The organism is Arthrobacter sp. fls2-241-R2A-172 (assembly GCF_030208885.1).
GTDB lineage: Bacteria > Actinomycetota > Actinomycetes > Actinomycetales > Micrococcaceae > Arthrobacter.
The window spans coordinates 276,222-302,915 of sequence record NZ_JARVTB010000004.1 but is presented as its reverse complement, the minus strand read 5'-3'; the positions used below and the strand labels follow the sequence as shown (position 1 = coordinate 302,915).

Sequence of the window (26,694 nt, the reverse complement as noted above, 5' to 3'; positions counted from 1 at the left end):
AGCGCTTTGAACCTATGGCTCCGACCACCGCGCGGTTCATAGGATCCTTGCATGAGCACATTCAAAGGCATTTCCCCGGCTGCATTCCGCTTCTACGAGGAGCTTGAAGAGAACAACAACCGTGAGTGGTGGATGGAGCATAAAGCAACGTACGACGCCGAGGTGAAGGAGCCGCTGACAGCCCTGCTTTCGGAGCTGGAGCCGCAGTTCGGCCCGGCCAAGATCTTCCGGCCGAACAGGGATATCAGGTTCTCCCAGGACAAGTCACCGTATAAGACAGCGCAGGGAGCCTTCGCGGCAACCCAGGAAGGCGTGGGGTACTACGTCCAGATCAGCGCCGACGGACTGTTGATTGGCGGTGGATACCACTCCCATACCCCGGCCCAGTTGGCCCGTTTCCGTGCGGCAGTGGATGCCCCGGACAGCGGATCGGAGCTGCAGGGAATCGTTGACGCGGTCGGATCGGCCGGCTTCGCCATTGAAGGTGAGAAGCTCAAGACTGTTCCGCGGGGTTTCGACAAAGACCATCCACGCGCTGAGCTGCTCAAGCACAAGTCCCTCTCCGCCGGGGAGGAGATCGGGCAGCCCGAGTGGTTATCCACTCCGGCGGCGAAAGACCAGATCGCTGCCCGCTGGGAAGTGCTGAGGCCTTTTGTGGAGTGGGTCAGTGAGCATGCAGCGCCGTAGGGTGGTGACACCAAAAGCGCCCGGAAACTGTTTGTTTCCGGACGCTTTTGTGGCTGATTCGTCATGGCTGTCTGACAGGCAGCCTCTCTTACGGTCAGGCGTAGGTCGTGTCAGACCTTGGTGAAGGTGTCTTCGTCCTCATCGCCCTTGGCCTGGCGGCTTTCGGGAACACCGTTGACGGAGGCCTTGGCAGAAGCGAACCTCTCGTTGAGGCGTGAGTGGCGCTGGCCGTATGCGAAGTAGATGACCATGCCGATAACCAGCCAGATCGCGAAGAAGATCCAGGTTTCAACAGCCAGGTTGGTCATCAGGTAAAGGCAGAGTACTGCGGAGACCCAGGGGATGACCTTGCCGAGAGGGACACGGAAGGCAGGCTTCAGGTCCGGGCGCTTCTTGCGCAGCACCAAAATACCCAGGCTGACCATCACGAACGCGGAGAGCGTACCGATGTTGATCATTTCCTCGAGCAGATCCACCTTGGTCACGCCGGCCACCACTGCCACTGCGGCGCCACAGATGATCTGCAGACGGGCCGGAGTGGAGCGCTTGTCGCTGGTCTTGGACAAGGAGCGCGGCAGCAGGCCGTCGCGGCTCATGGCAAGGACAACGCGGGACAGGCCCATGAGGAGCACCATGATCACGGTGGTGAGGCCAACCAGGGAGCCGAACGCAATGACCTTGGCTGCATCCGTGTTGCCGACGGCCTCGAAGGCTGTGGTCAGGGTGGGGTTCTTGACCTCTGCCAGTTGCGTGTAGGAGACCATGCCGGTAAGCGCCAGGGAGACCAGGATGTACAGCAAAGTAACAACGGCCAGGCCACCGAAGATGCCGCGCGGCAGGGTCTTCTGCGGGTTCTTGACCTCTTCGGCGGAGGTTGCCACCACGTCAAAGCCGATGAAGGCGAAGAACACCAGGGCTGCACCGGCGAAGACACCCAAGGTCCCGTACTGCGCTGGAGCAGCACCGGTAAGGAAGCCGAAGAAGGACTGCTTCATGACGTCCGCGGCACCGGAATCGGTGGGCTCGGAGGCAGGAATGAAGGGGGTGTAGTTGGAGAACTTCACATAGCTGAAACCAACCACGATCACGAAGAGCACCACTGCGATCTTGATCAGCGTGAAGACGTTGCCGACGCGTGCGGACAACTTTGTCCCCAGCACCAGCAGCACGGTGAAGATCGCGACAATGAGGAAAGCGCCCCAGTAAAGGTCAACGCCGCCAACGCTCACTGACGGCGGCATGTCCACGCCCATCAGGCCAAAGACGGTGCTGAGGTAGATTCCCCAGTACTTCGCGATAACGGCAGCGGCGGTGAACAGCTCAAGGATGAGGTTCCAGCCGATGATCCACGCGAGGACTTCGCCCATGGTGGCGTAGGTAAAGACGTAGGCGGAGCCCGCCACGGGAATCGCGGTGGCGAATTCTGCGTAGCACATGATGGCCAGCGCACAAGTCACGGCGGCGATGGCAAAGGAGATGGTGACGGCCGGTCCCGCAAAGTTTGCGGCGGCCTTGGCACCAACGGAGAAGATGCCGGCACCGACGGCAACGGCGACGCCCATGATCATGAGGTCCCAGGTGCTGAGGCTGCGTTTCAGCTTGCGCCCGGGTTCGTCGGCATCAGCGATCGACTGCTCGATCGACTTGGTCCTGAAAATGTTCATAAAAATGCCACATTCTGGATGGGAGTGGTATAGGACTCATCAAGGATAGTGTCCGGCCAATGGACGACCATATTTATCCCAGATAGTGAGACGAGCCCGGAAATCCCGTGACTGCTGTGGCTGGTGTGACGGAGGCAGGTAGCCTCCGTCACACCAATCAAATGCTGGGCACGTCCCAGTCCATGAGCGTTGAGCGAATCAGGAACCGCTTCCCTTCGGGAGACTCGACGGAGAACCCACTGCCTCGCCCCGGAACCACATCCACTGTGAGATGGGTGTGGGACCAGTAGGCGAACTGTTCCTTGGACATCCAGAACTCCAGCGGTTGCGCTTGCCCATCGGACCCAATGTCGAACCTGCCCAGGAGCACATCGGAGTCGCCGGTCAGGAACTCTCCCGCCGGATAGCACATGGGTGCGGAGCCGTCGCAACAGCCACCGGACTGATGGAACATGAGCGGGCCGTGCTGGTCCCAGAGTTTCCGCAGGAGTTCAACGGACACCGCGGTGAGCCCTACCCGGGAGAAATCCTCCCCGGGGAGGGTCACGGCGGCTTCCAAGCTGATGTCGTTCATCAGAACTTCAGCACCACGCGACCGTCGATCTTGGCGTGCTTCATCTCGTCAAAGACCGCATTGACCTCGGAGAGTTCCCGCGTGGAGACCGTTGGCTTGATCTTCCCCTGAGCGTAAAATTCCAGCGCCTCTTCAAGATCCTGCCGCGTTCCCACGATTGAGCCGCGGACGGTGAGGCCTTTGAGGACGATCTCGAAAATGGGCGCCGGGAAGTCTCCCGGAGGCAGCCCGTTGAAGACGATCGTTCCACCGCGCCGTGCCATGCCGATCGCCTGGCCGAACGCAGAGGGGTGCACCGCCGTGACCAGAACACCGTGGCATCCGCCCGTTTCGCGCTGGATGACTTCCGCCGGATCCTCGTGGAGTGCGTTCACCGTCAGTTCGGCGCCGTGCTCACGTGCCAGGGCCAGCTTGTCATCGGCAATGTCCACCGCGGCTACCCGCAGGCCCATGGCTACGGCGTACTGCACGGCGATGTGGCCCAGGCCGCCGATGCCGGAGATGGTGACCCACTGCCCCGGCCTGGCCTCGGTCATCTTCAAACCCTTGTAGACCGTGACGCCCGCGCACAGCACGGGCGCAACCTCCACCGGATCCGAACCGTCTGGAATCCGCGCAGCAAAACGGGTGTCCACCAGCATGTACTCACCGAACGAGCCATCCACGCTGTAGCCACCGTTTTGCTGGGACTCGCACAGGGTTTCCCACCCGGTCCGGCAGTACTGGCAGTCACCACAGGCAGACCAGAGCCAGGCGTTGCCCACCAGGTCGCCGACAGCAACATCCGTGACGCCCTCACCGAGGGACACTACTTCCCCCACACCTTCATGGCCTGGGATAAACGGTGGCGTCGGCTTGACCGGCCAGTCGCCTTCGGCGGCGTGCAGGTCGGTATGACATACCCCCGATGTGATGAGGCGGACCAGCGCCTGGCCGGGACCCGGCGTCGGCCTTTCCACTTCCTTGATCTCGAGGTCGGTACCGAACTTGGTGACGACTGCAGCTTGCATGGTGGTCATTGACGATCTCCTTTGATCGGTAGACAAGACGGTTTAGAAGAAGCCGAGCTTGTTCTCGTTGTAGCTGACCAGGAGGTTCTTGGTCTGCTGGTAGTGGTCCAGCATCATGGCGTGGTTCTCACGGCCAATACCTGAGGACTTGTAGCCGCCGAAAGCGGCACCTGCCGGGTAGGCGTGGTAATTGTTGACCCACACGCGGCCGGCCTGGATTTCCCGGCCTGCGCGGTAAGCGACGTTTCCGTTGCGCGACCAGACGCCGGCGCCAAGCCCATAAAGGGTGTCGTTAGCGATGCCGATGGCGTCGTTGTAGTCGCTGAACTTGGTCACTGACACCACTGGGCCGAAGATCTCCTCCTGGAAGATGCGCATGCGGTTGTGGCCTTCGAAAATGGTGGGCTGGACGTAGTAGCCCCCGGCGAAGTCACCGTCCAGTTCGGCTCGGGCGCCGCCGGTGAGGATCTTGGCGCCTTCCTGCTTTCCGATGTCGATGTAGGACAGGATCTTCTCCAGCTGGTCGTTGGAGGCCTGGGCACCGACCTGGGTATCCGTATCCAACGGGTTGCCCTGGATGATCTTGTTGGTCCGGGCCGTGACGTCGGCCATGAAGGAGTCGTAGATACCTTCCTGGACCAGAGCACGGGAAGGGCAGGTGCAGACTTCGCCCTGGTTGAACGCGAAGAGCGTGAAGCCCTCCTGCGCCTTGTCGTAGAAGGCGTCGTTCTGGTCGGCGACGTCGTCGAAGAAGATGTTGGGGCTCTTGCCGCCAAGTTCCAGGGTGACGGGGATGAGGTTGTTCGACGCGTACTGGCTGATGAGCCTGCCTGTGGTGGTCTCACCCGTGAAGGCGATCTTGCGGATACGGGAACTCGAAGCGAGCGGCTTGCCGGCTTCGACGCCGAAGCCATTGACCACGTTCACGACACCAGCCGGCAGAAGATCTCCGATGAGTTCCATCAAAACCAGGATTGACGTCGGCGTCTGCTCGGCGGGCTTGAGCACCACGGCGTTTCCGGCCGCGAGCGCCGGGGCCAGCTTCCAAACAGCCATGAGGATGGGGAAGTTCCACGGGATGATCTGGCCAACAACTCCCAGCGGCTCCTTGAAGTGGTAAGCCGTGGTGTCCTCATCCAGCTGGGAGAGGTGACCTTCCTGTGCTCGCACGGCAGAGGCGAAGTAGCGGAAGTGGTCGGCGGCCAACGGGATGTCGGCGTTCAGGGTCTCGCGGACGGGCTTGCCGTTGTCCCAGGTCTCCGCAACCGCAAGAAGCTCCACATTCTCGTCAATACGGTCGGCGATCTTGTTCAGGATCGCTGCGCGCTCAGTGGCGGAGGTCTTGCCCCAAGACGGTGCAACCTTGTGGGCGGCGTCGAGCGCAAGCTCGATGTCCTCGGAGGTTCCGCGGGCAACTTCGCAGAAGGCCTTGCCCGTGACGGGGGTGATGTTCTCGAAGTAGCCGCCCTTGACGGGGGCAACCCACTCGCCGCCGATCCAGTTCTCGTAGCGGTCCTTGAAGGTGACCTTCGAACCCTCGGTACCCGGCTGTGCGTAAACAGTCATTGCTAGCTCCTTTGCTGCGAATCACGGTGGCTGTCGCCATTGATCCGAGCCTAGGAGCGATGAGGTTGCAGCTACGTTGCAACCCTGTGATTCAGCTCACGCAGAAAGTTCAGTGTCGATCCGTTCAAGGTCGGCCACGACGGCGGCCCGCTTGGGTGAGCGGGGCGGCAGCAGCTTCAGCACGGCCAGGCGGAGGTCGACGTCGTACTTCGCCTCAGGCAACTCCGCGTACTTGAGGAGCGAATCGACGCTGCCGTCGCTGAGCAGCGCTTCGCGCAGCAAGTGCGATACCCGCTCACGCAACTGCACGACGCCGGGTGCCTCCGACCGCGGAAGGACAGCACCTTTGTAGATTTCCAAGGCGATGCGGTGGGCGCCGCGTTGGAGGCAGCTGAGGACCTGTCCGGAGTCGGGCAGCAATTCCACGGGCAAGCGGTAGGGACGGGATTCGGGAACAGCATCGGGGCTGAGCCCGTGGAGGACCTTGCGCAGCCGCACCATCTCGGCGCGCAGCGTCACGGCAGAACCGTCTCCTGGGTACAACTGGGCGCAGAGATCGTCAGCGCTCAGGCCGGAAGGGTGGTTGCCGAGGATCGCCAGGATTTCGCTGTGCCGGGCTGACAAGGAGACGGTTCGGCCATCAATGCTCAGCAACGCCTGATCGCGACCCAACAATTGCAAGCTGTTCCGGTACAGCGCACCAGTGGTTTGGGTCGACGTTGAAGGCGCGCTCCGCCGTCGTGGTTTGTCTCGAATGGCTGCGGCGAGTTGGAGCCGCTCGATGCGCAACTGTGCCTGGGCCGCAGCAACGGTTGCCTCCACCAGAGACAGGGTGTGCGGCGCCACTGCTGTTTCCGTGCCGGTAATGTCCACGACGCCCAGCACGGCACCGGAATCAGGGTCATGGAACGGCACGGCTGTACAGCTCCACGGGTGAACGGACCGTTTGAAATGTTCGGCACCGGAGATCTGGATGCTGCGGTCCAGGGCCAAGGCAGTTCCGGGGGCGCTGGTCCCAACGGAGGCTTCGGACCAGTCAGCGCCGGCCACGAACATCATGCCCTCGGCGCGGCGCTGCATCACGGGGTCGCCGTCAACCCACAGGAGCCGCCCGACATCGTCGCCTACCGCTACCAACAAACCACTGTCATGGCTGGGTTGGACCAGGAGCTTCTTGATCACCGGCATGATCGCAGCCAACGGATGCTGCCTGCGATACTCCTCGAGTTCGTCCCTGTCCATCGCAAGGGGCGCCTCGGCGACGTCTGGATTGGCTTGCAGGGTCGCAGAACGCTGCCAGGACTCACGGACCAGGCGACGCAGGCCAACGATGCCTTCATCGTCCAGGAGGCCGCTGTGATTCAGGCGCTCATGGCCTGCCAGCGCACGCCTCTGCACCAATTCCGCGGTGTCGCCTGGAACCGGCGGATGGATTGGATTCCTCATCGAACTCCCCTGGGTACCGTGCATGTGGTGGGCGGCACAGTACCCAGCAGTCTAGTTCGGGAGCCGGAGTTTTTGTACAGCCAACGCCCTTGGAGCGGCCAAGTGGACAAAAACTCCAGGGTCAGCCGCGCGAGATCCGGACCATCTCCTCGCGCGGGACCACCTTGATGCGCTCGCGGACCACCCCGTCGCCCGAACCATCACCGGCGGCCGCGGCTGCGGCTTCGCTCCATGACGCGCCCAACGCGGCCTCATGGGCATCCAGCCGGTTCCAACCTTCCCACGTCGTGTATTCGATCCCGCGCTCTTCAAGGAGGTCGATGATGGCCTGCGGGTCGGGGTTTTCCGCCGGGGGCAGCGTGAGCCGGTCTTCAAGGAGGAAGCCGATGGTCTCCAGGGCATCGCCCTTGGTGTGGCCGATCAGGCCTACGGGACCGCGTTTGATCCAGCCGGTGGCGTAGATACCCGGGACGTAGTTACCGTCCGCATCCAGGACCCGACCGCCGTCGTTCGGGATCACACCGCGGCGGGCGTCGTACTCAAGTTCCTCCAACGGCGAGCCATGGTAGCCGATGGCGCGGTAGACAGACTGGACCGGGTACTCGATGAACTCGCCAGTGCCCTTGACGTTGCCCGTGCCGTCGAGCTCCATCCTCTCGAACTTGATTCCGGACACCTTGCCCGGAGTTTCGGGTGAGTCCAGGATTTCCACGGGGCTGTGCAGGAAGTGCAGGTGAAGGCGACGGGACGAGGGCTGCTCGGACTCGGCGTGCTCCTCCACCAGCCAGTTGGTCATGGTGTTCACCATGGTCTTGATCTGGTTGTTGGTGCGGATGGCTTCGTCGGAGGCTTCGTCGAATTCGAAATCCTCTGGGTAGAGCACGATGTCCACGTCCTTGCAGTGCGAAAGCTCCCGCAGTTCCAAGGGGGTGAATTTCACTTGCGCAGGACCGCGGCGCCCGAACACGTGGACGTCGGTGACAGGCGATTTTTTGAGCCCGGCGTAAACATTGTCCGGAATCTCGGTGACCAACAGCTCTTCCGGGTGTTTGACCAGCATGCGGGCAACATCGAGGGCGACGTTGCCGTTACCGATGACCGCGATCTCCTTGGCATCCAAGGGCCATTCGCGGGGCACATCGGGGTGCCCGTCGTACCAGGACACGAAATCTGCGCCGCCGAAGGAACCGTCCAGGTGGACGCCGGGAATGTTCAGGTCCGCATCCTTGATGGCACCCGTCGAGAAAATCACGGCATCGTAGAACGCGCGGAAATCATGGAGAGTCAGGTCCCGGCCGTAGGTCACGTTGCCCAGGAAGCGGATATCGCCGCGGTCCAACACCTTGTGCAGGGCGTTGACGATGCCCTTGATCCGGGGGTGATCGGGGGCAACTCCGTAGCGGATCAGACCGTACGGTGCGGGGTATGCCTCGAAGAGATCGATGCTGACCTCAACCTCGCCGTCCTTGACCTCGTTGGACTTGGTCAGGATATCCGCGGCATAGACACCCGCCGGGCCAGCGCCAACGATGGCAACGCGTAACGGACGATTGGTTGCGGCTGAATTTGGCACCGTAAGCCCTTCCGAAGCAGTGAGCCGCGCCGTTGGTGGGCGCGCAGGGTTCAATTCTAGATGTCGACCCTACGCCAAGCCGCTTATATGGCAGGAGTCACAGAAATTCATAAAGATTGCGGAATATTGCGCCCATGAACGGTGTTTGCGACATTGTGTCGACTCCGGATCAGATCATCTCAAGCTCCTCTACAACTACGTCAACGACGGCGGGTGGCAAGGGCGGCGGTACCGGCAACGCCGGTAAACCGGTGAGGAGCGAATCGACGGCGGGCGTCCTGTTCGGCATTGGCGCGTACGGGCTGTGGGGTCTGCTCCCGCTCTATTTCTTCATTCTCATGCCGGCCAGTGCCGTGGAAATCGTCGCCAACCGGGTTGTCTGGTCGTTGATCTTCTGCGCGCTGCTCATCACCATTACCCGCGCGTGGCGCGTCTTCGGTGCCGCAGTCAAAGACCGGTCCGTCTTTGGTCCTTTGGCGTTGGCCGCCGGCCTGATCGCCATCAACTGGCTCACCTACACCTTCGGCGTGACCACGGGACACGCCGTCGAAACGTCCCTGGGGTACTTCATCAACCCGCTGGTCTCGGTCCTGCTGGGCGTCTTCGTCCTGAAGGAAAAATTGCGTCCCCTCCAGTGGGCAGCGGTGGGCATCGGCTTCGTCGCAGTTGGCGTCCTGACGTTCTCCTACGGACAGCTTCCCTGGATAGCGCTGATCCTGGCCTTCAGTTTCGGTTTGTACGGCTTCGTGAAAAAGCGCGTAGGACCCAAGGTTGACGCGCTCACGAGTCTGTCGGTTGAAACGGTGGTGCTGGCCCCGTTCGCCGCGATCACCATGGTGGTCCTCGGCGTATCGGGGGCCGCAACATTGACCACCCACGGCGCCGGACACTTCTGGTTGCTGGTGGCATCGGGCGTCATCACGGCCGTCCCCCTGCTCTTCTTTGGTGCTTCGGCCCGCCGTTTGCCCATGACCACCATCGGCCTGCTCCAATACTTCGCCCCGGTCCTCCAGTTCATCGTTGCCCTGACAGTCTTCAACGAGACCATGACCACGGCCCGCTGGATCGGTTTCTGCGTGGTGTGGCTCGCCCTGGTTCTCCTGACCATCGACATGCTCCGGACGACGCGGAAAAACTCCGTGCTCAAGAAGAAAGCCCGGCTCGAGGCGTCGCACCCGTAAGGGTTTCCGCTATCCGGGAGCCATGAGCACTTTTGTTCATTTCTGCTGAGGGGCCCGGGAGTCGGACATAAAGTTGCGGAAACTTTTACCGCAATGTCCACTCCCCGCACCCAGCAGTTTTGAACGGAGCAGTTTTGAACTTCAATGGACCCCCAGTGAGCCGCAGGACCCTTTTCCGCGCCGGAGGGGCGGCCGCCCTTGCCGGCGTCATGCTTTCCCAGGCTGGACCTTCTTTTGCGGCTTCCGGGCTGCAGGAACTCATCGACCGACGGCGGCTGGTCCTCACGGGTGGACAGAGCGCAGCGGGTATCCCGGAATTAGCCTCGCAGCTTGCAGGCATGGGCCAGACCACCGAGAAATGGTGGTCCTCCATGGACAAGGCATCCTCCCGGACAGCATTGTGGGCCGACATTCCGCTGACCGGCATCGGTCAGTCCACTGCCGCTACCGGAAACATGGGCCTGCACTTCAACCGCCTCTACGACATGGCCCTCGGATACGCAGTCCCAGGCAACCCCTGCGCCGGCAACGCGAACCTGGCCGCGGACATCGTTGCCGGCTTGCAACTCCTGAATGACACTTCGTACAAGCCGTCCATCAAGGCAGCGGGCAACTGGTGGTTCTGGGAGATCGGCGTCCCGCGCAAAGCCGTCGACATCCTGACGCTTCTTCATGCCGAAGTTCCCGAAGCATTGCGGACCTCCCTGTTGGCAGCTGTCCGTTGGTTCGCACCCAACCCGAACTGGCGCGGCCGCGCTACGTCCCTGGCAGAGACGGGCGCCAACCGCGTCGACAAGTCGTTGGCCTGCTGCATGCGGGGGATCCTGGATAACAGACCGGACGAGATCGCCCTGGGCCGCGACGCCCTGAGCGATACCGTACGCGGCGGAACCAACAGTGTCTTCACCTATGTCACCAGCGGCGACGGCTTCTACGCGGACGGCTCCTATGTCCAGCACTCCTATCTGCCCTACGCAGGAACCTACGGTGTGGTGGCTTTGGCTGGGATCGCCGAGATCATCGCGATGCTCGGGGGAAGCAGCTGGGCCGTCAATGATCCCAAACGTTCGGTGCTCCTTGATGCCGTGGAGGACACCTACGCCCCCTTCGTCTGGGATGGGCGGATCATGGACACCATCCGCGGACGCGCCGTCTCCCGCCAGCGCGAACCCGACTACGTCAGCGGCTTCGGTCTTATCTCAGCGGTCCTTCTCCTGGCGCCTGGTTGCGACGAACCGTACCGTTCCCGCTTCCTGGCTCTGGCGAAAGGCTGGCTGGAACGCTGCGCGGACCAGAAGCTCGTCGGGCATCCTACCCAGAGCCTGGCAAAGTCGTTGCTGTCCCTCGGAGTGCTTTCTGATTCCGCAGTGGTTGCCGCACCGGCTCCCGTCTACAGCCGGATGTTCGCCGACCAGGACAGGTTGGTCCAGCACCGTCCGGACTGGGGCTGCACGGTAAACCTGTCCTCCAAGCGGATTGGACGCTATGAGTGGGGCAACAGTGAAAACAACCTCGGCTGGTACCAGGGCGATGGCATGACGTTCCTCTATACCCGGGAAGACCCTTCACAGTTCAGCGCAGACTTCTGGCCCACTGTTGACCCCTATGCCCTTCCCGGGACCACCGTTAACGACCAAGTTCGTGCCACTGGGGCGGGGGCCGCAGGAACCGGAATCCCCCGCGCCTTCCAGGCCTTTGCCGGCGGGCTTACCGTGGACGGCCGCTGGGGTGTCATCGGCATGGACCACCTCAACCACAACAAGACCCTGTCCGGCCGTAAGTCGTGGTTTTTCCTGGATGACGCTGTGGTCTGCCTCGGCGCAGGCATCACGGGAACGGGCGGAGCTGCGGTGCGGACCACCATTGAGAACAGGTCGTTCGCCACGGATTCCGCCCCGGCGGTCCGGACAGACTCCAGGAACCGGCGGATGGCGCCCGGGGAAGCGCCCGTGGTCTTGAAACGGTCCGTGCATCTTGAAGGCCACGGCGGGTACGTCTTCCTTGATGCTCCGGGCGTTTCCGGTGCTCCCGACGTTGCGGTGGTGCGCCGGACAGGGACCTGGTTCGACATCAATTCCGGCGCAGACACCGGCGGAAGCACGGATCCCGTCACCAGGGACTATGTGACCATCACGCACCGCCACGGCGTTGACCCTGCGGGATCGGGCTACGCCTACATGATCCTGCCTGCCGCCGACCATTCGACCACGTTCTCCCAGTCCGCTAATCCCGACGTAAAGGTCCTTGCCAACTCGGCGGATGTGCAGATGGTTGAGTCCGGCAAAGACAGCCTGGTCATGGCCAACTTCTTCTCTGCAGCATCCGGGGGCGGATACACAGCATCCGGGCCATGCACGGTGTCCGCACGCAGGATCGGTGACAAGCTCACGGTGTCCGTGGCGGATCCGTCCCGGACACAGGCTTCGGTGCGTGTGACGCTTCCCGGCTCGTGGAACACCGTGGTCCAGGCGGATGCCGGTGCTGTGCTCACTGCCGGCAACACCATCGAGGTCCAGCTCGACGGACACGGCCACCATAAGAACCTGACGCTGGGCAGCTAGGCAAGCACCGCCGTCGTGCATACGCGCCCAAATCGTGGGAAGAGCGCCAAACAGTCCGGAGCTGGACAGCGAACACGCGCGGTTCCCACGAACTCGGTCCATGGTGGAAACGCAAAAGAGGGAGGGCCGGGGAAGTAAAACCCCGGCCCGCCTCTTGCGCTGGAAAACAGCCCTTACGCGTGGGCCTTGATGGCTGCGGAGAGGACCTCGAGGCCGTCGATGAGCAGCTCGTCGCTGATGACCAGCGGCGGGAGCAGGCGGATGACGTTGCCGTAGGTGCCGCAGGTCAGGATGACGACGCCTTCCTGGAGGCAAGCAGCCGCAACAGCCTTGGTGAGCTCGGCGTTGGGTTCCTTGGAGCCGGCCTGAACCAGTTCGATGGCAAGCATGGCGCCGCGACCACGGACGTCGCCAACCACGGAAACTTCAGCTGCCAGTTCGCGGAGCTTGCCCAGGGCCAACTCTTCGATGTGGCGGGCACGGCCGTTGAGGTCGTGCTGCTCCATGGTGTCGATGGCTGCCAGCGCTGCTGCACAAGCTACCGGGTTGCCACCGTAGGTGCCGCCGAGGCCGCCCGGGTGAACGGCGTCGAGCAGGTCCGCGCGACCGGTGATTGCCGAGAGCGGAAGGCCGCCGGCGATGCCCTTGGCCATGGTGATGATGTCCGGGACAACACCTTCGTGGTCAACGGCGAACCATTCGCCCGTGCGGCAGAAGCCGGACTGGACCTCATCGGCGATGAACACGATGCCCTTTTCCTTGGCCCATGCGGACAGTGCCGGCAGGAAGCCTTCGGCCGGAACAATGAAGCCACCTTCACCCTGGATGGGCTCGATGATGATCGCGGCAACCTGGTCGCCACCGATCTGCTTCTCGATCATGGTGATGGCACGCTTGGCGGCCTCGGCACCGGTGATCTCCGGGTTCTCTTCACGGAACGGGTAGCTCATGGGCATGCGGTAGACCTCGGGCGCGAACGGGCCGAAGTTGGTCTTGTACGGCATGGCCTTGGCAGTCAGTGCCATGGTCAGGTTGGTGCGGCCGTGGTAGGCGTGGTCGAAAGCTACGACGGCGTCGCGGCCGGTGGCCAGACGTGCAACCTTGACGGCGTTCTCCACAGCTTCAGCGCCGGAGTTGAACAGCACGGTGCGCTTGGCGTGGTCGCCCGGGGTCAGGCGGTTGAGCTGCTCGGCGACTGCAACGTAACCCTCGTACGGGGTCACCATGAAGCAGGTGTGCGTGAAGTGTGCGGCAGCTTCCTGCACGGCGGCGACGACGGCGGGATCGGACGCGCCGACGCTGGTCACGGCGATGCCGGAGCCGAGGTCGATGAAGGAGTTGCCGTCGACGTCGCGGATGATGCCGCCGTCGGCGTCTTCAACGTAGACGGGAACGCCGGAAGCAACGCCGGCAGCAACGACGGCGGCGCGACGCTCGGCAAGTGCCTGCGACTTGGGGCCGGGGAAAGTGCCGTTGATGTTGCGCTTCTGCTCGATGCGGTACGAGAGCTCGTTCGCGGTGGTGGTCATGGGTTTGCCTTTCTGGGAAATTCGTACGGGTGGGGCGGACGCGCTACGCGGGTGTGTCATGCATCCAATGCAGACATCACGTGCTTAATGCGCGTGTAGTCCTCCACGCCGTACATGGAGAGGTCCTTGCCGTAGCCGGACTGCTTGAAGCCACCGTGCGGCATCTCTGCCGTGAGGAGGATGTGGGTGTTGATCCAGACTGCACCGAAGTCCAGGTCGCGGCTCATGCGCATGGCCGTTCCGTGGTCGGTGGTCCAGACGCTGGAAGCCAGGGCGTACTCGACGTCATTGGCCATTTCGATCGCTTCTTCTTCAGTGCTGAACTTCTGGACGGTGATGACCGGTCCGAAGGTTTCCTTCTGCACGATGTCGTCGCTCTGCTTGGCGCCGGAGATGATGGTGGGCTCGAAGAAGAAGCCCTTCTCCCCTGCGCGGTGGCCACCCGTTTCGATCTTGCAGTTCTCCGGGAGGTGCTCCACCACGGAGGTCACGGCGTTGAAGTGGTTCACGTTGTTGAGCGGGCCGAAGTAGTTGTCTTCGTCGTTCTGCGAGCCGGTGTGCAGGGTCTTGGTGTGCTCCACCATCGCTGCCACAACGTCGTCGTGGACCGAGTCCTCGATCAGCACGCGGGTGATGGCGGTGCAGTCCTGGCCGGCGTTGAAGAAAGCGAACTCGGCGATGGCCGCTGCGCTCTTCTTGATGTCGGCATCCTTGAAGACGATGGCCGGGGCCTTGCCGCCAAGTTCCAGGTGGGCACGCTTGAGGCCCTTGGCTGCGCCGCTGGCGACGGCGATGCCGGCGCGGACGGAACCGGTGATGGACACCAGGCCGGGGACCTTGTGGTCAACCATCATGGCGCCGGTCTCTCCAGTGCCGAGGACGACGTTGAGGACGCCGGCAGGGAAGATCTCGCCTGCGAGGCGGGCCAGGACGAGGGTGGATTCCGGCGTGGTGTCGGAAGGCTTGAGGACCACCGTGTTACCGGCAGCAAGTGCGGGGCCGATCTTCCAGATGGCCATCAGGAACGGGTAGTTCCACGGCGCAACCTGGGCCACGACGCCGATGGGTTCGCGGCGCACGTAGGAAGTGTGGCCTTCGAAGTACTCGCCCGCGGACTTGCCTTCCATGATGCGTGCAGCACCGGCGAAGAAGCGGAGCTGGTCTGCGCCTGCCGCGATTTCCTCGGAGGCGATCAGCGAGCGGACCTGTCCGGTGTTGCGGTGCTGAGCTTCGACCAGTTCGTCGCTGTGCGCCTCTACTGCGTCCGCGAGCTTGAGGAGCATGAGCTGGCGCTGGCCGGGGGTGGCCTTCTTCCACGACCTGAACGCTTCATTGGCAGCGGTCATGGCGGCGTCCACGTCGGCCTGGACCGAAATGGGCGACTTGGCAACGATGTCGCCGGTGGCAGGATTGACGATGTCCAGGAGACCCGTACCTGCCGGCGTAACGAATTCGCCATTGATGAAGTTCTGCAAGGTTTGAACCACGGCGTGCAACCCTCTTTCGGTGTCTGGGCATGGATTGAGCTGATCAGAGCCTATGCCAGGGAGGGGGTCCAAGGAATAGTCAGCTGCACACAGACGACCCGCTCCCTTAGTGCGCTTGCCCAGCGCCGGGTTACCCTTAATCCATGGCCATGTCCCTCGCTTCGCTCGTCGCTGTCCCCTCCCTCAAACTCCGCCAGGCTGGCCTCGCAGAGACCACGCTTAACCAGGACATCAGCTGGGTCGCGGTAACGGAGCTCGAGGATCCCCAGCGCTTCCTGAGCGGTGGCGAGCTGGTCCTCACCACGGGCTTGCGCCTCAAGAGCGCCGCGGACCAACGGCGTTTCGTCCGGCAGGCCCAACGCGCCGGTGCCGTCGGGATCGGTTTCGGCATCGGCCTGACCCACGAGTCCGTCCCGGAGGCTCTGGTCGCAGAGGCCAACCGCTGGGGTCTGCCACTGGTGGAGGTCCCCTACGAGATCCCGTTCATTGCCATCGGTAAACTCGTGGCCGAGTCGCACTCCGCGGACCACTATGCCAACCTCGAACGCCTCCTGGCCGGGCACCAGATCCTGGCCCGCTCGCTCCTCACCGGAGGCGGGCTCAACGAGCTCCTCAAGCAGTTGGGCAGCATGCTCCGCACCGATGTGGTGCTCACCCAGTTCAGTGCCCAGCTTTACAACAGCGTGGCTGGGAAGCCGGCGCCGACGGCGGATGGCTGGGCGTCGTACCCTATTCCCACCGGCCGCAGGGACGCCTGCACGCTGTGGTTGCGACAGCCCTTCGTGGACTCCGGGATTGTGAGTTACGCGCAGAACCTGATCAGCGTGGAGCTCAACAACATGGTCAAGCAGCGGCAGTCGCAGCGGGCCATGGCGGGACAGGTGCTGGATGACGTCATTCACGGCACCTTGGAAACCATTGAAGCTGCCCGCCGCTTGGCCGGGGTTGGCATCAACAGCACACGGAAGAACGTGGTGCTGGTGGCGGAGTCCACGGCGCACCACAAACAACTGGTCAGCATCTCGCTCCCCCAAGCCCTGGAAGCCGGCGTCAGCGCCGTCGTCGGGAAGGACCTGGTCACGGTCATCAGCGACGACGGCAGTTCGGCCACCGCCTTGGCCAAGAGCCTCAGCGATCACCTGCAGGAAGCCGGCATCCACGCCGTGATTGGTATCGGTGGCGCCTACACGAAGCCGAACGGATTGCGTTGGAGCTACTTTGAAGCGCGCGACGCCGTGGCGCACGGCTTGCCGGTCAACGAACCGGAACGCCTAAGCCTGACGTCCTTGTTGCTCGCCAGCGAGGATGTGCCCCTTGCCGATATGGCGAGCGAATCGCTGACTCCCCTCCGGAAGTTCGATGCCGCCCACGGAGCCGAGCTGGTGACCACGTTGGAGAGCTACCTCAACCACAACGGATCAGTGGCAGCCGTGGCCGAAGCCCTGACGCTGCACCGGAACACCGTCCGCTACCGGCTTGCGCAGATCACCGAGCTCACGGGCTACGACCCTTCCCAGACGCAGGATCGCGTTCAGCTCTGGCTGGCGCTGGCCGTCCAGCGTCTGGGCTCGCGGAACCCCAGGTAGGCACCCAGGGCGGAGAGGTTCGCCACAGAAGTGTGGACATTAGACGTCAAACGTCTAACCTTTAGTTATGGCTGCGACGACCCCTTTGACTCCCACGACAGGAAACATCCCTACGACCTGCCCCGCTGACACTGCCAGTTCGGTGACTTCGGCGAGTTCGGCGAGCCAGGCAGTTCCAAAGACGCGCGTCGTCGCCGTCGTCGGCATTATCGCCGTGGTGCTCATCGGCCTGAACCTTCGCGCCGGTATTACCAGCGCCGCCGCCTTGTTCCACGATCTCCAGCAGGTCCTGGGGTACGGCGCACTGGTGGCGTCCATCCTGCCGTCCATCCCGTTGCTCTGCTTCGCTGTCGCCGGAATGGGAACTTCATGGCTGACGCGCCGCGTAGGAGTCGAGAAGGCCATCGCCATCGCATTGGCATTGCTCGCCGCTGGCTTGCTGGTGCGGGGTATTCCCGCGACCGGGGCCCTGCTGGGTGGAACGGTGCTGGCAATGTCCGGCCTGGCCGTCTGCAACGTGGCCATGCCGTCGTTCATCCGGGAGCACTACTCCGAGCGCACCTCCATGATGACCGGCCTCTACACCTTCACCATGTCAGGCGGGGCCACCTTCGCCGCAGCGGTCAGCGTCCCCCTGTCCCAACAGCTCGGCTCTCCCTCGATGGGCCTGGCCGCTTGGGGCCTGCTGGGCGTTGCCGCCCTCCTGGGCTTCCTGCCCATGGTCCTGCACACGCACCGCAACAGCACCAGGACCGAGCGCGCCCGCGTCTCCATGTGGCCGCTCCTGCGCACCCGCCTCGGCATCCTGATCACCGCGATCTTCACGTTCCAGGCCTTCCTGGCTTACGCCGTGATGAGCTGGTTCGCCTACATCCTGACCTCGCAGGGCCTCAGCGCTTCCGAAAGCGGTCTGCAGTTCGGGGTCATGCAGCTCGTCTCCGTCGCTGCTGGCATGATCCTGCTCGCGTTCGGCTCCCGGCCGGGCATGCTGCGCCCGGCGCTGTACCTCGCCAGCAGCTCCACGCTGTTGGCCATCGCCGCCATGATCTGGTTGCCCACATCCTTGGCAGTCGTGCCGGCTGTGCTGTTCGGTTTCGGCTTGGGCATCTTCCCGTTGGTCCTGGTGATCATCAGCCGCAGCGGACGTTCGACGGCGGAAACCACCGCCCTCTCCACCATCGCCCAATCGCTGGGATACTTGATTGCGGCAGTTGGCCCCTTTGGCATGGGACTCCTCCACAGCGCCACGGGCGGCTGGGTGCTGCCCCTGAGCCTGCTGTCGATCGTGGCGGTGGCACTCATGGTTACCTGCCATATGCTCACCAGCAAGCGCACTGCCACCAAGACCGGACCGAGGACAGCATGACCCTGACCCCTTCGCATCGCCCAGCCTTGGCCGAGGAAATCACGGCCAAGCTGCGGGACATGATCAAGTCCGGAGAGTGGCCGCTGCAGGAACGCATTCCTGCGGAGCCCGAACTGATGGCGACTCTTGGTGTTTCCCGCGGAACACTGCGGGAAGCCATTAAGGCGCTGGCACACTCGGGCATGCTTGAGGTCCGTCGCGGCGACGGCACGTACGTCCGGGCGAACAGCGAGATGTCCGGCGCCGCCCAGCGGATGTATTTGGAGCACACGCAAGAGCACATTGTGGAGGTCCGGCTCGGCCTGGACACGCAGGCAGCCCGTTTGGCCACGAAGCATGCCACACCAGAGGACATCGCAGAGATGCGCCGCCTCCTCGCCCTTCGTCATGATGCGTGGCTCGCCGAGGACTACCCCTCGTGGGCCTCGGCCGACTGGGAATTCCACGAACGTGTGGCCGTGGCCTCCGGGAACCCCCTGCTTCACCAGTTGTACGTCTCGTTCGGCGGTGTCTTCCACAACGACCTCCTCCGCCAGCAGCGCAAGGGCGGCTTCAATGGCATTCCCCGCGAAGGGCATGACGAGTTGGTGGATGCGCTGGAAGCCCATGATCCCGATGCTGCGGTCAGCAGTGTGTACCGGAACCTGGACTTCTGCGCTGACCAGGCCCAGCCGTAAGTCTTACGGCACTGTTTCGATCCCCGCGCCGGCTGCGTCCTTGAACCTGGCATCAATGAGCACCACGTTCCGGCCCGCCCGGTCCAATAGGCTGGCCGCAATACTTGCGCGGTAACCCGTGGCGCAATGCACCCAGGTCCTCGCCACCGGCAGCTCTGGGATCCTCCCGGGCAGCTCATACACGGGCACGTTAAGCGCTCCACCCACGTGCGATGCTTCGAATTCCTCCGGCCTTCGAACGTCCAATACGACATCGTGGGGTGCCCGTTCTTTGGCCAGGAGGCTCCAGTTACCGTGGGGGTAGGAGGTTCGCTGAGAGTCAGGCGCCAAAGCGCCCGGTTCAGGCCCGACGGCGGCATCCGGACTTTCGATGCCGATCCTCGCCAGATCACGGATCGCCTGTTCCACCTCGTCCCCCGGCCCCAGTAAAGTGAGCGGCTGGTTCCACGGGATCACCCAGCCGATGTAGCTGGTGAAGTTGTCCCCGCGACCGTATTCGAAGCTCAAACTGCCCTGAAGATGGTTGTCCGCGAAGGCCACCCGATGCCTGAGGTCTACTACCCACTCCCCTGCCTTGAGGCGCCGCCCAAGCTCTTCGGCATCCACCGACTCGGGTACATCCAATGACGCAGGCCCTACCCCGGCAGCATTGAGTGGGCTCATGTGGGCGTAATAGGACGGGTAGGCCGTGATGTTCGCCAACAGCTCTGCAACGAAGTGGTCCTCATTGGCGTCCGTCAGCGCGTGGTTGGAAGCTGCTTGCTCGGAGATGGTGGACGCTTCCTGGTGGCTGGCGGGCCCTATCGAACAAAACGAGCCGAAGCCGTGTGTCGGGTACAACGCCGCGTCGGGGCTGGCTTGGGAGGCCAGCCGCCGGACCGATGCGTACTGCTCATGCGTCAACGCAGCGGTGTCGTGGGGCGAGACCAGGTCCGTCCGTCCAACTGAACCGTAGAGCAGGCTGCCGCCGGAAAAAACGGCCTCCGTGCCGCCGTCGTGCGTTTCATCCCGCACCACGTACGAAAGGTGCGTGTGGGTGTGTCCCGGGGTCGCCACAACCCGCACCAACAACCGGCCGATGCGCAGAACCTGGCCGTCGCTGACAGGGACTCGGGCGAAAGAGACGTGGTCCTCGGCGTTTACCAGGTAGTCAGCGCCGTGTTTCAAAGCCAGTACCAAACCGCCGGTGACGTAGTCATTGTGGAGGTGTGTTTCGGCCACATGCGTGATCCGCACGCCCGCAGCTGTGGCGGCGGCCTCCACCCGGTCAATGTCCCGTTGGGGGTCGATCACCAACGCCACGGTGCCATCATGCACCAGGTAGCTCCGGTCCCCCAGCTGGGGTGTCTCGATGACCACGACGTCCATACCCCACCATAAAACAACGCGGGGTCACTTAGGGCCCATCCGGAAGCCCCGGACCGGCACTAAGTGACCCCGCGTTGTAGTTAAACTTCGGCCGTTACGCCGTCGCGGGAGATGTTGACCATGTCCTCGCGCGGCACAACCTTGATGCGCTCACGCTTGACCTCAACACCGTGCGAACCGCCGGCTTCGGTAGCCGCGGCGCCGAGGGCTAGCTCGTGCGCGTCGAGCGCAAGCCAGCCTTCCCAGCTGGTGAACTTCACGCCGCGGGCGTCGAGCAGATCCACGACGGCGTCTGCCGCAGGAACCTCGGCGACCGGCAGGTTTTCGCGGTCCTCCAGCAAGTAGGTCACGGTTTCCAGGGCATCGCCCTTGGTGTGGCCGATGAGGCCAACCGGACCGCGCTTGATCCAACCCGTAGCGTAAAGGCCAGGGACGTGCTGGCCGTCGGCATCCAGGACACGACCGCCGTCGTTCGTAATCACGCCCTTCTTGTGGTCGAACTCGACGTCCGGCAGGGCCGAACCGAAGTAGCCGATGGCACGGTAGACGGCCTGGACGGGGTAGTCGATGAACTCGCCGGTGCCGCGGGCGTTACCCGTGCCGTCCAGCTCGGTGCGCTCGAACTTAATACCGGCAACCTTGCCCGGAGTTTCGGTGGAGTCAACAATCTCAACCGGGCTGTGCAGGAAGTGCAGGTGCAGGCGACGGGACGCCGTGAGCTCGGAAAGATCCTCGGGCTGCTCGGCGATCCAGTTGGTGAGTGTGCCAACCATGGTCTTGATCTGGTTGTTGCTCTGGATCTGGCGGTCGGATTCTTCGTCGAATTCGAAGTCCTCGGCGTAGAGGATGATGTCCACGTCCTTGGAGTGCGAGAGTTCGCGCAGTTCCAGAGGGGTGAACTTCACCTGTGCAGGACCGCGGCGGCCGAAGACGTGCACGTCGGTGACGGGGGAGGCCTTCAGGCCGGCGTAGACGTTGTCCGGGATTTCGGTGACCAGCAGGTCGTCGGCGTGCTTGGACAGGACACGGGCTACGTCCAAGGCCACGTTGCCGTTACCCAGGACGGCGATTTCCTTGGCTTCCAGCGGCCATTCGCGGGGAACGTCCGGGTGTCCGTCGAACCAGGACACGAAGTCGGCCCCGCCGAAGGAGCCCTGGAGTTCGATGCCCGGAATGTTCAGGTCGGCGTCCTTGATGGCGCCGGTGGCGAAGATGATGGCGTCGTAGTGCTTGCGGAGGTCCTCGATGGAAATGTCCGTGCCGTAGTCCACGTTGCCGAAGAAACGGATGTCGCCGCGGTCAAGCACCTTGTGCAAAGCGTTGACGATGCCCTTGATGCGGGGGTGGTCCGGTGCAACGCCGTAGCGGATCAGGCCGTACGGTGCCGGGTAGCGGTCAAAGAGGTCGATGCTGACGGTGAGTTCGCCGCTCTTGACAGCTTCGCTCTTGGTCAGGATGTCCGCTGCGTACACGCCGGCCGGGCCGGAACCGATGACGGCGACGCGAAGCGGACGGTCCGCAGAACCTACGGGGGTGCTAATTGACACGGCTGTGTTCCTTCTTTTTCTCAGTTACTGCGGACACGGGGACGGTTGGGGGTGATGGTGCTGTAGTCAGCGGTCTTGAAATGCTCCGGAGCAAAGGGGCTGACACGGACGACATCGCCGATCACGATGACTGCCGGGCTGGCCACGCCAACGGCTTCCGCCTGGTCCGCGATGGTACCCAAGGTGCCGATGGTGACGCGCTGATCCGGCAAATACCCGTTCTCTACGATACCTACTGGTGTGTCCAAAGGCAGACCCGAGCCTGCCAGGGCAGCCGCGGAATCGCGCAATTGAGCCACTCCCATGAGCAACACCACAGTGTGGTCCGGGCGTGCGGGGACTTCGGACAGCTCTTCATGGCCGGTCACCACGCTGAAGCCCTTGGCCAGTCCGCGGTGCGTGACAGGAATGCCCGCTGCGGCCGGGACCGAGATGGCCGACGTCACGCCGGACACCACTTCAACCTCGACGCCGTTCTGCCGGCAGAATTCTGCTTCCTCACCACCGCGGCCCAGGACATAGGGATCGCCGCCTTTAAGACGGACCACGCGGTTGCCCTTAAGGGCTTCCTCAACGAGGATCCGGTTGATCTCAAGCTGCGGGACGGGATGGTGGCCGGGCGTCTTGCCGACTTCAATCACACGGACATCGGGAGCCAGTTCTTTCAGCAGCTCGCGCGGGCCAAGACGGTCGGCAACCACGACATCTGCTTGGCCCAGGAGGCGCCGACCACGGACCGTGATGAGGCCGGAGTCGCCAGGACCGCCGCCCACCAGGGCCACGGAGCCAACCGAAGCCGTGCCGGAGGCGTCCGGTTTGCGGTGGCGGCGCAGCGGAAGGTCACCTGTTTCCAGGGCAGTGGCAACGGCATTTCGAAGAGCCATGGCGCGGCGCGGGTCTCCTCCGGCGTTGATGGCGATCTTGACGTCGTCCACCACGGCTACGGCGGGGGTCCACGCTGCTGAGGCTTCGTGGTCGGAGGCGTTGACGCACCAGATGCGCTGCGCTTCGGCGTCGGACGCTACTTGGGTGTCCACAGCGGAAGTGCCAGTGGCCGTCTGGACGAACCAGACGCCGTCGAGGTCTGACGTTACGTACTCGCGCTGCTCCAAGGTGAGCAGCCCTGAAGCGGCCAGGCCGTGAAGGTTTTCGGTGGCAACGGGAGCGACGACGGTGACTTTCGCACCGGCGTCGAGCAGTCCCTTGGCTCGGCGCTCAGCCACGGGTCCGCCGCCCACCACCAGCACCGGGCGCCCGAGCAGCCGCAGCGCGGTGGGGTAAATGTCCTGTATTGCCATGAAAAAACTGTAGGGCGGGCTCGTAATATGCTTCAAAGGCTCGGAAACACCCGGTAACGCTGGGTAATCCGGCGTCACATATCTACCGGCCTAGTTCGGGGAAACCCTGTCTTTCAGCGTCAGGTAGTGGGCCCGCTGCTCCTTGCCGAGGTGCTCGATCGCGTAACGAAGCGTGGTCCGCGGCATGGTGGCGGCGTGCTCGTCGAGGAAAGCCAGAAGACGCTCGCGGCTGCTCCGGCCTGCGTCACGGATCCACCCGCCCACGGCTTTCTGGATCAGGTCCTCCGGGTCGTGAAGCAGGACCTCGGCGATGGCGAACGTGTCATCCAGCTGGCCTTCGCGGATGAACGCGGACGTCGCTACGATTGCTGTCCTGCGCTCCCACATGTTCTCCGAGCGAGCCAGTTGGTACAGCGGGTCACGAGGCTTGTCCATCAGCCAGCCACCCACCACGCGTCCTGCCCCAAGATCCACCAAGTCCCAGTTATTGATCCGGTCATGCTTCCGCAAGTAGAGCTCGTAGAGGCGTTGGCGACGCTCTTCGGTGGTCTTCTTTTTCTGGGCTTGGAGCGACATGATCTTCACGGCTCCTGCGCGGGCCTCGTGGATGTCTTGCTCCAAGAGCTGTTCGATGTCCTCCATTGACATGGCTGCGAACTCTTTGCTCAACGTGAAAACCTCACCCATGCGCACGCCCATAAAGAAGTCACCCTCGGCATAGTCGCCCTTGCCGGTCTTGAAATACCGCTGGTATTTAGCTTGCTCCACGTCCGACTGACGGATTTTCAGGCGCTGCAAAAATGCGACGGCGGTGGGCTGCGTTCCCGGCGCGGGCGCGGCAGGCTTGCGGGCCTTTCCGTCTTTGGGCGCCTTACCGTCTTTGGGAGCCTTACCGTCCTTGGGGGTCATGACTCCATCATGCGCCTAAAAGACCGACCAGCCAGTGCGGGTGGTGAATTCGTCCAGTGCCGCTACACCCGCAACCGAATTCCCGGACCTTCCCAGGCCCGGACTCCACACGCTGATGGAGCACTTGTTGGGAACCACGGCAACGATTCCACCGCCCACCCCGCTCTTGCCCGGCAGACCCACCCGGTAGGCGAACTCGCCCGCGGCGTCGTAGGTTCCGCAGGTCAGCATGACGGCATTGATGCGCTTGGTCTGGGCTGGAGACAGCAGCAGGTTTCCGTCCACGCCCAGACCATTCGAGGCAAGGAAACGGGTGGCGAGCGCCAAGTCCTCGCAGGTCATGGCGAGCGCACATTGCTTTGCGTAGGAGTCCAGGACATCCTCGACAGGATTCTCCAGGTTTCCGCAGCTCGCAAGGAAGTGCGCCAAGGAAGCGTTGCGGTGGCTATTGGCCAGTTCCGAGCCGGCAACACGCTGATCGGTGTCGATGCTTTCCTTGGTGGTTTCCTGCCGCATCAGGTCCCGCACGGCGTGCGCTGCGTTGCCGGTCAGGCTCAGGAGCCGGTCCGTCACCACAATCGCACCGGCGTTGATGAAAGGGTTCCGGGGAATGCCTTCCTCGCTCTCCAGCTGAACCAAGGAGTTGAACGGATTGCCCGATGGTTCGCGGAAGACCCTCTTCCAGATGTGGTCGCCGTCGGAAGCCAGCACAAGGGCGAGAGCGAACACCTTGGAGATGCTTTGAATGGAGAACTCCACGTGCGCATCACCCGCCGAGAAGACTTCACCGTCGCGGGTAACTACCGAGATCCCGAATTGATACGGGTCAACAGCACCGAGTTGCGGAATGTAGTCAGCCACATTTCCTTGGCCGATATGCGGTTGAACTGCTCCGACGATGTCGTCGAGGAGGTTTTGAATGTCCACAGTTCTAGCCTTTGGTCCCTGCATAGGTCCAGAGCCTGATCTGAAGGTGTGCCAGCAGGCGTTCATCCGCGGATTGCAGGTCCAGGCCAGCCACTTCGCAGGCACGGCGAAGCCTGTAATGAACAGTGTTTCGGTGGACAGCCATTTCCTCGGCGCACCGGTTCACGTCGCCGAAGAACTCCAGGTAGGTCAGGAGGGTCAGCGCGAATTCCGGATAGCGGCTGCAAAGCCGGGTGATACCCGCATGACGCAAACCGGTCCGTGATTCCAACAGTTCCAGCAGTTCCCGGGTCAGGACGGTGGTCTCAACGTCGCTGTACGAGGCAACGCGAACATCGGGGGTTGATTCCATGACTTTCAGGACGCTGCGCACATGGTCAAGAGTGGCTTGCAGTGCGTCCAGGCGTGGAACGATGGGGCCTACTGCTGCCTGCACTTGGAAGTGGAGGTGGGTGGTGGCATCACGGACAATCGTGTTGACCAGCCGATTGATGGCGGGCAGCGATTTCTGCGGGTCCAGGTCCGGGAGAATGATGGCGGTCTCCATGCCAAGCGCACCCACCACCGCGCCTGGCCGGTAAGCCGCGGCATGAATCGAGGCCACTTTGGAGAGTTCGCCCCTGCGCAGCTGGAGACCGGCTGCGCTTTGGCTGAGGCCCCCTGCAGAAATCAGAACCAAAGCCGCTGGTTTGGAGGGATCGATTCCAGCAGCTTGGGCTTGGGAATGAACTTGTGCCGTGCCGCTGAGCAGGCTGGATACCCGGTCCTCCCGCATCGATTGCGACTGCTCGTTGCGGTGCCGTACCAGCTCAATGGCTGCGTGCCGGGCGGCGCCTACCATGATGCGGTCAGTGTTTTCCGCCAGGGGTTCTGCGCCTTCCTGCAACCAGATGTATCCCATGACCCGACTGCCGGCGTGAATGCCGATTGCTACGCGTTCCCGAAGCCCGGCCTCCAGGTTGGCCTCCACATGAACGGGTGCTTCAGTGGCTTGCAGATGCTTGTAAACTCCTGATTCCTTCAAGAGTTTCTGGTATTTCTCAGGGCCACGCCGCGCCAGGATGGACAGCCTTCGAAGCTCATCAACGTCATTGGACGCAGGCGAGTAGGCAAGCACCCTGTTGCCCGGATCTTCGATCACCACGTGGCCGTTGGTCAGCGTGGCTGTAGTTTGCGCGATCGCAAACAGGTCCCGGTGGACGGCGTTTGGGGATTCCCCCGGCACATCGTTTTCGCGGATCCGGTCCAGTGCGATGCTTTCGAATTTGTCCCAGCGGAGTCCGGGAGCAACGGCCACCAGGCCAATACCCGTTGCCTGTAGCAACTCAGCAGCGGCTTCCAGCTCGCGCTCACTGCCCTTGACTGCTATCGCGGTGGGGCGGCCGGCAATGATGCGACGAAGTGCGGGGAGGGCGGCACGTCCACGGACACCAATCAGCATGACCAGCACCCGGGGGCGGATCTCATCGTCGTCTTCAGCGTCGACAATGACTGTTTCACTGACAGTTCTGTTGTCGCTTGCAGGGGCCAGCACCAACCGGGCGTTGTCGACGCCAAGGTCTTCCAGGACGTCGCTCAATAAGGTGACGACACCGTCGTCGTCAATGTCCAAAGCGTTCAACGAAGCTATCGCTTCCTTTCCTCATCAGTGTCTTCGGCAAGACGCTTCCTCGCCATTGAGGGGCGCAGCCGGTACCTGTACGCAGGCACGCACAGCGAGAAACATTACCGGCCCTTC

General features: G+C 63.0%; 20 protein-coding genes. 6 read left to right on the top strand and 14 right to left on the bottom strand.

Annotation, left to right across the window (positions count from 1 at the left end; all coding sequences use genetic code 11):
• Window positions 1-51: 51 nt before the first annotated feature.
• The gene (locus tag QRM57_RS09525) at window positions 52-687 is read left to right on the top strand and encodes a DUF2461 domain-containing protein (protein WP_284986415.1); all 636 of its coding nucleotides are present in this window, start codon (window positions 52-54) and stop codon (window positions 685-687) included.
• Between the two features lie 110 nt (window positions 688-797).
• On the opposite strand, the gene QRM57_RS09520 is transcribed toward QRM57_RS09525, so the two are convergent.
• The 6 genes from QRM57_RS09520 to QRM57_RS09495 all read right to left on the bottom strand — a co-directional run bounded on the left by QRM57_RS09520 (window position 798) and on the right by QRM57_RS09495 (window position 8,520).
• Window positions 798-2,351: an APC family permease gene (locus QRM57_RS09520; protein ID WP_284986414.1), complete on the bottom strand. Its 1,554-nt coding sequence runs from the start codon at window positions 2,349-2,351 to the stop codon at window positions 798-800.
• A 157-nt stretch (window positions 2,352-2,508) separates the two neighbouring features.
• Window positions 2,509-2,925: a DUF779 domain-containing protein gene (locus QRM57_RS09515; protein ID WP_284986413.1), complete on the bottom strand. Its 417-nt coding sequence runs from the start codon at window positions 2,923-2,925 to the stop codon at window positions 2,509-2,511.
• Window positions 2,925-3,935, bottom strand: a complete 1,011-nt coding sequence (adhP, locus tag QRM57_RS09510; protein ID WP_284986602.1) for an alcohol dehydrogenase AdhP — start codon at window positions 3,933-3,935, stop codon at window positions 2,925-2,927. Before adhP ends, QRM57_RS09515 begins: the two co-directional genes overlap by 1 nt.
• Before the next feature lie 42 nt (window positions 3,936-3,977).
• Window positions 3,978-5,501 carry an acetaldehyde dehydrogenase ExaC gene (exaC, locus tag QRM57_RS09505; protein WP_284986412.1) on the bottom strand — a complete coding sequence of 508 codons (1,524 nt, stop codon included), beginning with the start codon at window positions 5,499-5,501 and terminating at the stop codon, window positions 3,978-3,980.
• A gap of 96 nt (window positions 5,502-5,597) precedes the next feature.
• Window positions 5,598-6,947, bottom strand: a complete 1,350-nt coding sequence (locus tag QRM57_RS09500) for a GAF domain-containing protein (protein WP_284986411.1) — start codon at window positions 6,945-6,947, stop codon at window positions 5,598-5,600.
• A gap of 121 nt (window positions 6,948-7,068) precedes the next feature.
• Complete coding sequence (locus tag QRM57_RS09495) at window positions 7,069-8,520, bottom strand: FAD-dependent oxidoreductase (RefSeq protein ID WP_284986410.1); 1,452 nt, start codon at window positions 8,518-8,520, stop codon at window positions 7,069-7,071.
• A gap of 116 nt (window positions 8,521-8,636) precedes the next feature.
• On the opposite strand from QRM57_RS09495, the gene rarD reads away from it, so the two are divergent.
• The gene (gene rarD / locus QRM57_RS09490) at window positions 8,637-9,701 is read left to right on the top strand and encodes an EamA family transporter RarD (RefSeq protein ID WP_257370626.1); all 1,065 of its coding nucleotides are present in this window, start codon (window positions 8,637-8,639) and stop codon (window positions 9,699-9,701) included.
• Window positions 9,702-9,856: 155 nt separating this feature from the next.
• Window positions 9,857-12,262 (top strand): polysaccharide lyase 8 family protein, encoded by a 2,406-nt coding sequence (locus QRM57_RS09485; RefSeq protein WP_284986409.1) that lies wholly within the window; start codon window positions 9,857-9,859, stop codon window positions 12,260-12,262.
• A gap of 173 nt (window positions 12,263-12,435) precedes the next feature.
• Here the strand turns inward: QRM57_RS09485 and gabT are convergent, their stop codons facing one another.
• Window positions 12,436-13,791 carry a 4-aminobutyrate--2-oxoglutarate transaminase gene (gabT, locus tag QRM57_RS09480; RefSeq protein ID WP_284986408.1) on the bottom strand — a complete coding sequence of 452 codons (1,356 nt, stop codon included), beginning with the start codon at window positions 13,789-13,791 and terminating at the stop codon, window positions 12,436-12,438.
• Window positions 13,792-13,847: 56 nt separating this feature from the next.
• On the bottom strand, window positions 13,848-15,278 hold the full coding sequence (locus QRM57_RS09475) for a gamma-aminobutyraldehyde dehydrogenase (protein ID WP_257370629.1): 1,431 nt from the start codon (window positions 15,276-15,278) through the stop codon (window positions 13,848-13,850).
• 143 nt (window positions 15,279-15,421) lie between these two features.
• Between QRM57_RS09475 and QRM57_RS09470 the strand changes: the two genes are divergently transcribed.
• The 3 genes from QRM57_RS09470 to QRM57_RS09460 all read left to right on the top strand — a co-directional run bounded on the left by QRM57_RS09470 (window position 15,422) and on the right by QRM57_RS09460 (window position 18,907).
• A complete protein-coding gene (locus QRM57_RS09470; RefSeq protein ID WP_257370630.1) occupies window positions 15,422-16,864 on the top strand; it encodes a PucR family transcriptional regulator in 1,443 nt (480 codons plus the stop codon).
• 67 nt (window positions 16,865-16,931) lie between these two features.
• Window positions 16,932-18,230, top strand: a complete 1,299-nt coding sequence (locus tag QRM57_RS09465; RefSeq protein ID WP_257370631.1) for an MFS transporter — start codon at window positions 16,932-16,934, stop codon at window positions 18,228-18,230.
• Complete coding sequence (locus QRM57_RS09460) at window positions 18,227-18,907, top strand: FadR/GntR family transcriptional regulator (RefSeq protein ID WP_257370632.1); 681 nt, start codon at window positions 18,227-18,229, stop codon at window positions 18,905-18,907. The genes QRM57_RS09465 and QRM57_RS09460 overlap by 4 nt, the downstream gene beginning before the upstream one ends.
• A gap of 3 nt (window positions 18,908-18,910) precedes the next feature.
• Here QRM57_RS09460 and QRM57_RS09455 read toward each other — a convergent pair whose 3' ends face one another.
• From QRM57_RS09455 to QRM57_RS09430, 6 genes are all read right to left on the bottom strand, one after another.
• Window positions 18,911-20,275 carry an MBL fold metallo-hydrolase gene (locus QRM57_RS09455; protein WP_257370633.1) on the bottom strand — a complete coding sequence of 455 codons (1,365 nt, stop codon included), beginning with the start codon at window positions 20,273-20,275 and terminating at the stop codon, window positions 18,911-18,913.
• Window positions 20,276-20,355: 80 nt separating this feature from the next.
• The gene (locus QRM57_RS09450; RefSeq protein ID WP_257370634.1) at window positions 20,356-21,822 is read right to left on the bottom strand and encodes an FAD-dependent oxidoreductase; all 1,467 of its coding nucleotides are present in this window, start codon (window positions 21,820-21,822) and stop codon (window positions 20,356-20,358) included.
• Window positions 21,823-21,842: 20 nt separating this feature from the next.
• On the bottom strand, window positions 21,843-23,120 hold the full coding sequence (gene cobA, locus QRM57_RS09445; protein ID WP_284986407.1) for a uroporphyrinogen-III C-methyltransferase: 1,278 nt from the start codon (window positions 23,118-23,120) through the stop codon (window positions 21,843-21,845).
• Window positions 23,121-23,210: 90 nt separating this feature from the next.
• A complete protein-coding gene (locus QRM57_RS09440; protein ID WP_257370636.1) occupies window positions 23,211-24,029 on the bottom strand; it encodes a DNA alkylation repair protein in 819 nt (272 codons plus the stop codon).
• Window positions 24,030-24,044: 15 nt separating this feature from the next.
• A complete protein-coding gene (locus QRM57_RS09435; protein ID WP_257370637.1) occupies window positions 24,045-24,956 on the bottom strand; it encodes a glutaminase in 912 nt (303 codons plus the stop codon).
• Between the two features lie 4 nt (window positions 24,957-24,960).
• Window positions 24,961-26,577 carry a PucR family transcriptional regulator gene (locus QRM57_RS09430; protein WP_257370638.1) on the bottom strand — a complete coding sequence of 539 codons (1,617 nt, stop codon included), beginning with the start codon at window positions 26,575-26,577 and terminating at the stop codon, window positions 24,961-24,963.
• Between the last annotated feature and the right edge of the window lie 117 nt (window positions 26,578-26,694).